Genomic DNA, 6,665 nt, shown 5'->3' with positions numbered 1-6,665 from the left:
TGAAGCTGGCGCCGAGGTCAGCCTGGCGATTGCCGGTGTCGCCGCCGACAGCCTGAGCTCGATGATCCCCGGCCTGCTCGGCGCCGGGCAGGCGCAGGGCATGTTGAACGGTCAGCGCCAGCGCTTGATGGAGCAGATCGGCAGCGATCTGAACAACACGCTGCTCTACGTCTATCGCGACCTGTCGGATGAAGAGCTGGAAGAGTTCGCCACGTTTGCCGAATCGGCAGAAGGCAAGGCGTATTACCAGGCAGCACTGGCGGCGATCAAGGCCGGGTTGGCGGTGGGGCAGAGTACGTCGAATCTCGGCCAGTGATTTGTGGCGCCTGACAAACCGTAATCGCGGGCAAGCCCGCCCCCACAATTGACCGCGTTCTCCTGTGGGAGCGGGCTCGCCCGCGATGAGGCCATAAGGACCGCTAAAGATTGCGCCCCTTGATCCGCTTGCTCAAGAAACCGAAATACTCCCCGCGCAACACCAGCGCCTCATTCGCCAGATGATGCCGCGCCTCGGGCAACATCAATACCTGCGGCCGGTCGAACTTTGCCCGTAATACCTCAAGGTTGTGCTGCCAATCCACGGTCATGTCCGCCTGACCCTGCACAATCAAAGGCCGACGGTTGCTGCCCGGCGCCGCTTCGATGCGTTTGATCCACTGCGCCAGCGCCCCGACCCAGGCGGTTGGCAGACGTAGCGGTTGCAAGGGATCGGCCTGCAGGAACGGTAGAAAATCCGGATCGCTGGAGTTCTCACTGAAGCGCCGCGCAATCGCTTTGACGAATGGCCGGAGCAAGTAATAGCTGAAATGCGACCAGCCCCACGCTCGCGGCCGCACCAGCGGCGCCAATAGAATCACCTGCCCTTGCGCCGGGCTGTTCGCCCCGGCATTCAACACATGGTCGATCACGATCGCCCCACCGGTGCTCTGCCCGCACAGGTGCCACGGTTGCGGCAGGTCGAGGGATTGCGCTTCGGCAAACAGCCCTTGCAAGGTGTCCTGGTACTCGGCGAAATCCTTGATGCTCGCCCGCTCGCCACTGGACAGACCATGTCCGGGCAGGTCGCAGGCGATCACCGCAAATTGCTGATCGAGCGCCCACTCGATCACATGGCGATAGAGCCCGGTGTGATCGTAAAAACCATGAAAGACAAACAGGGTCGCTTTCGCCTGCTGCGGCCACCAGACCTGGCTGACCACCTCATAGCCGTCGACTTGAAAACGCCCCAGGCCGCGGCGCACGTCGCGCGACGAAAAATCCAGTCCGTAAAATCGCTGATAGGCCTGCGCCTGCGCTGACAACGGCTGACCTTCAGCCAGTGGCCGCAGGCTGGCGCGCAGATCGTTGGGGTCGAAAGTGGCGGGCATGAACGATTCCATTACCTGAAACGGACTTTATGGACCTGCGATATTCATCTGTCGCAGCAAGCATGGCAAGCTAGCCGACCTTCGAGGATTGAACCGATGCGCTCGCCCGTTCGTGCCACCCTGTTTGTCAGCCTGCTGACCCTGCTCTGCGCCGCAGTGCTGTGGGCGGCTTACGACTGGTTCCAGGGGCGCTACCTGCGCGCATTCAGCGAACACACCGCTGTGTTCTCCGGCGACCCGCTGCGTTTACCCGACACCCTTGCCGGACCGGGCGCCATCCGTCTGGTGCATTTCTGGGACCCGGCCTGCCCGTGCAACGTCGGCAATCAACAACACCTCAGCGAACTGGTTGAACAGTACGTACCAAAAGGCGTTGAATTCTATGCGGTGCAAAAAACCGGCAGCCACGGACAACTGCCGAGCAACCTGAGCAGCCTGAAAACACTGACCATCCTGCCCGGCTCCGAACAAGTCCCCGCCAGCCCTGCCGTGGCGATTTGGGACCGCACCGGCAAACTGGCGTACTTCGGCCCTTACAGCGAAGGCCTGACTTGCAACTCGAGCAACAGTTTTATCGAGCCGATCCTGCAAGCGTTAAACGAAGGTCGCGCAGTGAGTGCCACGCACACACTGGCCGTTGGGTGTTACTGCCCGTGGCCTGCCACTACGACTCAGTAGCGACAAACGCCGCAATACGAATCCCTCCTACGGGCGATGCCTGTTTACGGTGAGCCGTGTTAAACAGTGGCACCAGGGATTTGCTGCCACCATAACAACAAGGAGTCACCATGAAACGTAGCCTGACCGCACTCGGTTTGTTGGTCGTCGCAATCGCTGCCGCTGGCGGCTGGTACGTCTACAGCAAGCAGCCGACACGTCAGGGCATGGTGGAGCTGCAACACCTGCAAGGCTCGGTCACCGTACGTTACGACGAGCGCGGCATCCCGCACATCCGCGGCGAAAACGAAACCGATCTGTACCGCGCGCTTGGCTACGTCCACGCCCAGGATCGACTGTTCCAGATGGAAGTCCTGCGGCGCCTCGCCCGGGGGGAGCTGGCGGAGGTGCTGGGGCCGAAGCTGCTCGACACCGACAAATTGATGCGCAGCCTGCGCATTCGCGAACGTGCCGAAACCTACCTGGCCAATCTGGACCAGCAATCACCGGCCTTCATCGCCATGCAAGCCTATCTGGACGGTATCAACCAGTATCAGGACAGCCATGCAAAACCCGTGGAGTTCGATGTTCTGGGTATCCAGAAGCGCCCGTTTACCGCCCAGGACACCATCAGCATCGCCGGCTACATGGCCTACAGTTTTGCCGCAGCGTTCCGTACCGAACCGCTGCTGACCTACGTACGCGATCAACTCGGCTCGCAATACCTGAACGTTTTCGACCTCGACTGGCAGCCCAAAGGCGTGCTGGCCAAGCAACACAACGCCGCCGCACCAACCCTCGCCAACGCGGACTGGAAAGACCTCAACGCCCTCGCCCGCCTCAGTGAGCAAGCCTTGGCCGACAACGGCCTGCCGCAATTCGAGGGCAGCAATGCCTGGGTGGTCGCCGGCAATCACACCAAAAGTGGCAAGCCGCTGCTGGCCGGCGATCCGCATATCCGTTTCTCCGCGCCGTCGGTGTGGTACGAGGCGCACCTCTCGGCACCGGGTTTTGACCTGTACGGCCACTATCAGGCCCTGATGCCTTTCGCCTCGCTGGGCATGAACCGTGATTTCGGCTGGAGCATCACCATGTTCCAGAACGACGACCTGGACTTGATCGCCGAGAAGGTCAACCCGGACAACCCCAATCAGGTCTGGTATCGCGGCAAGTGGGTTGATCTGGTGAGCAGCGAACAGCAGATCGCGGTGAAGGGCCAGGCACCGGTCTCCCTGGTATTGCGCCAGTCGCCCCACGGCCCGATCGTCAATGATGCGCTGGGCAACAGCGTCGGCAAAACGCCGATCGCCATGTGGTGGGGGTTCCTGGAAAGCCAGAACCCGATTCTCGAAGGTTTCTATCAGCTCAATCGCGCCGACACCCTGGCCAAGGCGCGCAGCGCGGCCGCCAAGGTCCAGGCGCCCGGCCTGAACATCGTCTGGGCCAACGCCAAGGGTGATATCGGCTGGTGGGCGGCGGCGCAGCTGCCCAAGCGGCCTGCCGGCGTAAAGCCTTGGTTCATTCTCGACGGCAGCAGTGCCGAGGCGGACAAGGACGGTTTCTACCCGTTCAGCGCCAACCCGCAGGAAGAAAACCCGGCAAGGGGCTATATCGTCTCCGCCAACTTCCAGCCAGTGTCGGCGACAGGCATGGAGATTCCCGGTTACTACAACCTGGCCGACCGTGGTCAGCAGCTCAATCAACAGCTCGGCGACAAGGCCATCAAGTGGGATCTCGATGCCAGCCAGAAACTGCAACTGGGCACCACCACCGGCTACGGCCAGCGTCTGTTGGCACCGCTGCTACCGGTGCTGCGCTCGGTAGTGACGGATCCTGCCGAACTGAAACTGGTGGGGCAACTGGCGCAATGGAAGGGCGATTATCCGCTGGAGTCCACCAGCGCCACCGTGTTCAACCAGTTCCTGTTCAACCTTGCCGATGCGGCGATGCACGATGAGCTGGGCAATGATTTTTTCGAGACGCTGCTGTCGACCCGAGTGATCGACGCTGCACTCCCGCGCCTGGCGGCCAATCCGGATTCGCCGTGGTGGGATAACCGCAACACACTCGGCAAGGAAACCCGGGCCGACACGGTCAAGGTTGCCTGGCAAGCGAGTATCGCCCACCTCAAGGCCACCCTTGGAGCGGACTTCGCGCAATGGCAGTGGGGCAAGGCGCACACGCTGACCCATGGCCATCCGCTGGGGCAGCAGAAACCGCTGGACCGGATCTTCAACGTCGGCCCGTTCGCGGCACCCGGCAGCCATGAAGTGCCGAACAACCTGTCGGCCAAGATCGGCCCGGCACCCTGGCCGGTCACCTATGGCCCGTCGACCCGCCGCCTGATCGACTTCGCCGACCCGACCCACAGCCTGACAATCAATCCGGTTGGGCAGAGTGGCGTGCCGTTCGACAGTCATTTCGATGATCAGGCCGATGCGTATGTCGAAGGGGTTTACTACCAGGCGCACCTCACTGATGAAGAGGTGACGGCCAATACCCGCAGCACCTTGAAGCTGTTGCCGGCGCGCTCAAAGCAATAGCGGTTGATTGATTGAGCGGACGCCTTCGCGGGCAAGCCGAGCTCCTACGGGATATTGAATGGCGTAAATCCCGTAGGAGCTCGGCTTACCCGCGAAGAGGCCCTTGCTTACACCATCGCCGCAAAGTTCAGCCTGAACTGCTGCGGTGTCACCCCCAACCTGCGATTGAACACGCTGCGCATGTGCTGGGCATCGCGAAAGCCGCACTGCCAGGCCACGGTCTTGAGCGGTGCCCGTGTGCTCTCGAGCATCACCCGCGCGGCATCCACTCTCGCCCGCTCAACGAACTCGGCGGGGGTGATTTTCGCTTCCTTGGCGAACACCCGGGAAAAGTTGCGCGCGCTCATGTTGGCGGCATTGGCCAGATCGGCGATGGTCAGGTCGCCCGTCAGATTGGCCAGCACATAATGCTGGACCATCGCCACCGCCGACGTCGGTTCGGCGTGAGGGGTCAGGAACGGACTGAATTGTGATTGCCCCCCGGAGCGCTGGGTGAACACTACCAATCGCTTTGCCACGTTCAGTGCCACTTCCGGTCCGTGATCACGTGCCAGTAAATACAGCGACAGGTCGATGCCCGCCGTCACGCCGGCCGAGGTGTAGAGTTCGGCGTCCTGTACGTACAAACGATCGGCTTCGACCCGGGTCGACGGACACAATGCCGCCAGCGCCGCCGCATCGCCCCAATGTGTCGTCACCGTCCGCCCTTCCAGCAAACCGGCCCGGGCCAGCATGAACGCACCGTTGCAGATCGACCCAAAGCGTTGCGCCAACGCGCAGGCATCTCGCAGCCAGGCATTGAACGCGACGCCAAAATCCATCAATGGCAACTGCGGACCACCGGCCACCAGCAGCAAATCGTAAGCCTGTGACGCTTTGCTGAAATGCCGATGGGCGTTCAGCGCCAGGCCATTCGAACACGCCATCACCCCGTGCTCCACGCCGATCACTTCCAGTCGATAGTGATCTTCGGGCGCCAGAAAGCGATTGGCCTCGCAGAACACATCCATAGGACCGGTGACATCCAGCGACTGAACGCCGGCGAACACCACGATGGCGACGGTTTTACTCATGGTTCGAAACGCCTGTATGGATCACGCTTACTGTGGCAAGAGAGCTTGCTCGCGCTCGACTGCGCAGCAATCGCAAAATCGCCGGATACGATACACCTGTATCTCGGTCGCAGATTTGGGGGCTGCTTCGCAGCCCAGCGGGAGCAAGCTCCCTCGCCACAAAAGCACGGCTACCGCGACCAACCCTAGCCAATCCGGGTCCAACAAGCGAGGCTGGCGCGATATGCATGCTCATTGGCAAGGATCGCAGCCACGCTTCGATTGTTCGCTTGAGGGGCCGCGGACAGACTTGAATCCTCAGCGCCGCCACGGCGCTCACTGTGAGGAATCGTCCATGAGCACCACCATCGCCGGGATCAAAATCCCCGACAGCGCACTGGTCAAAGCAACCACCGAATACATCCGCGACATCGAATCCGACCTGCTCTACCACCACTCGCGCCGGGTGTTTCTGTTCGGCGCGCTGAGCGGTGAGCGCAAGCAACTGGCCTACAACCCGGAGCTTCTGTATGTCGGCGCGATGTTCCATGACCTGGGGCTGGTGGAAGGTTACCGCAGTGACAACGAACGCTTCGAAGTCGATGGCGCCAACGCGGCGGCGGCGTTTCTCAAGCCATACGGGCTGAGCGAAGACGATATCGAGCAAGTCTGGTTGTCGATTGCCCTGCACACCACGCCGGGCGTACCGCAGCACTTGCGGCCGACCGTGGCGCTGGTGACTGCCGGCGTCGAGATGGACGTGCTGGGGATGGACTACGCGGCGTTTTCCACTGAGCAGCGCGAAGCGGTGGTGCATGCGCATCCGCGGGGCGAGGGATTCAAGGAGTGCATCATCTGCGCCTTTGCCGACGGTTTGCGTCATCGCCCGCAGACGACGTTCGGCAACGTGAAGACCGATGTGCTGGTGGATCAGGAGCCAGGGTTCAAGCCGATGAACTTCGTCGAGGTCATCCGCAAATCCCCTTGGATTGCCTGACCGCACATGATCGTTCCTACGCTCTGCGTGGGAATGCAGCCCGGGACGC

Annotated in this window: 5 protein-coding genes and 1 pseudogene; 4 read left to right on the top strand and 2 right to left on the bottom strand. The window is 61.7% G+C overall.

Going from position 1 to position 6,665, the window contains the following annotated elements; translation table 11 throughout:
* A pseudogene (locus tag D8U18_RS20790) lies at positions 1-316 on the top strand (hypothetical protein); the annotation flags it as partial.
* A gap of 103 nt (positions 317-419) precedes the next feature.
* Here D8U18_RS20790 and D8U18_RS20785 read toward each other — a convergent pair.
* Entirely contained in the window at positions 420-1,367 is a 948-nt protein-coding gene (locus D8U18_RS20785; protein ID WP_131108323.1) for an alpha/beta hydrolase, read from the bottom strand.
* A 96-nt stretch (positions 1,368-1,463) separates the two neighbouring features.
* Here D8U18_RS20785 and D8U18_RS20780 point away from each other — a divergent pair, with 96 nt between their 5' ends.
* Together D8U18_RS20780 and D8U18_RS20775 are read left to right on the top strand one after the other, a co-directional pair.
* Positions 1,464-2,045: a DUF6436 domain-containing protein gene (locus D8U18_RS20780; RefSeq protein ID WP_056854042.1), complete on the top strand. Its 582-nt coding sequence runs from the start codon at positions 1,464-1,466 to the stop codon at positions 2,043-2,045.
* 110 nt (positions 2,046-2,155) lie between these two features.
* Positions 2,156-4,567: a penicillin acylase family protein gene (locus D8U18_RS20775; protein WP_131108322.1), complete on the top strand. Its 2,412-nt coding sequence runs from the start codon at positions 2,156-2,158 to the stop codon at positions 4,565-4,567.
* Positions 4,568-4,674: 107 nt separating this feature from the next.
* On the opposite strand, the gene D8U18_RS20770 is transcribed toward D8U18_RS20775, so the two are convergent.
* Positions 4,675-5,640: a DJ-1/PfpI family protein gene (locus D8U18_RS20770; RefSeq protein ID WP_131108321.1), complete on the bottom strand. Its 966-nt coding sequence runs from the start codon at positions 5,638-5,640 to the stop codon at positions 4,675-4,677.
* Between the two features lie 334 nt (positions 5,641-5,974).
* On the opposite strand from D8U18_RS20770, the gene D8U18_RS20765 reads away from it, so the two are divergent.
* Positions 5,975-6,616, top strand: coding sequence for an HD domain-containing protein (locus tag D8U18_RS20765; protein ID WP_056854045.1), 642 nt, complete (start codon positions 5,975-5,977; stop codon positions 6,614-6,616).
* The last annotated feature ends 49 nt before the right edge of the window (positions 6,617-6,665 follow it).

It is taken from the genome of Pseudomonas sp. Sample_10 (assembly GCF_004321495.1).
In the GTDB taxonomy this organism is placed as follows: Bacteria; Pseudomonadota; Gammaproteobacteria; order Pseudomonadales; family Pseudomonadaceae; genus Aquipseudomonas.
The sequence above is the reverse complement of the archived record's forward strand: the minus strand, read 5'-3'. Positions and strand labels throughout refer to the sequence as shown.

Excerpts from the sequence above, each read along its gene's own strand:
- D8U18_RS20770 (WP_131108321.1), bottom strand. The coding sequence starts at position 5,640 with ATGAGTAAAACCGTCGCCATCGTGGTGTTCGCCGGCGTTCAGTCGCTG.
- D8U18_RS20765 (WP_056854045.1), top strand. The coding sequence starts at position 5,975 with ATGAGCACCACCATCGCCGGGATCAAAATCCCCGACAGCGCACTGGTC.
- D8U18_RS20780 (WP_056854042.1), top strand. The coding sequence starts at position 1,464 with ATGCGCTCGCCCGTTCGTGCCACCCTGTTTGTCAGCCTGCTGACCCTG.
- D8U18_RS20775 (WP_131108322.1), top strand. The coding sequence starts at position 2,156 with ATGAAACGTAGCCTGACCGCACTCGGTTTGTTGGTCGTCGCAATCGCT.
- D8U18_RS20785 (WP_131108323.1), bottom strand. The coding sequence starts at position 1,367 with ATGCCCGCCACTTTCGACCCCAACGATCTGCGCGCCAGCCTGCGGCCA.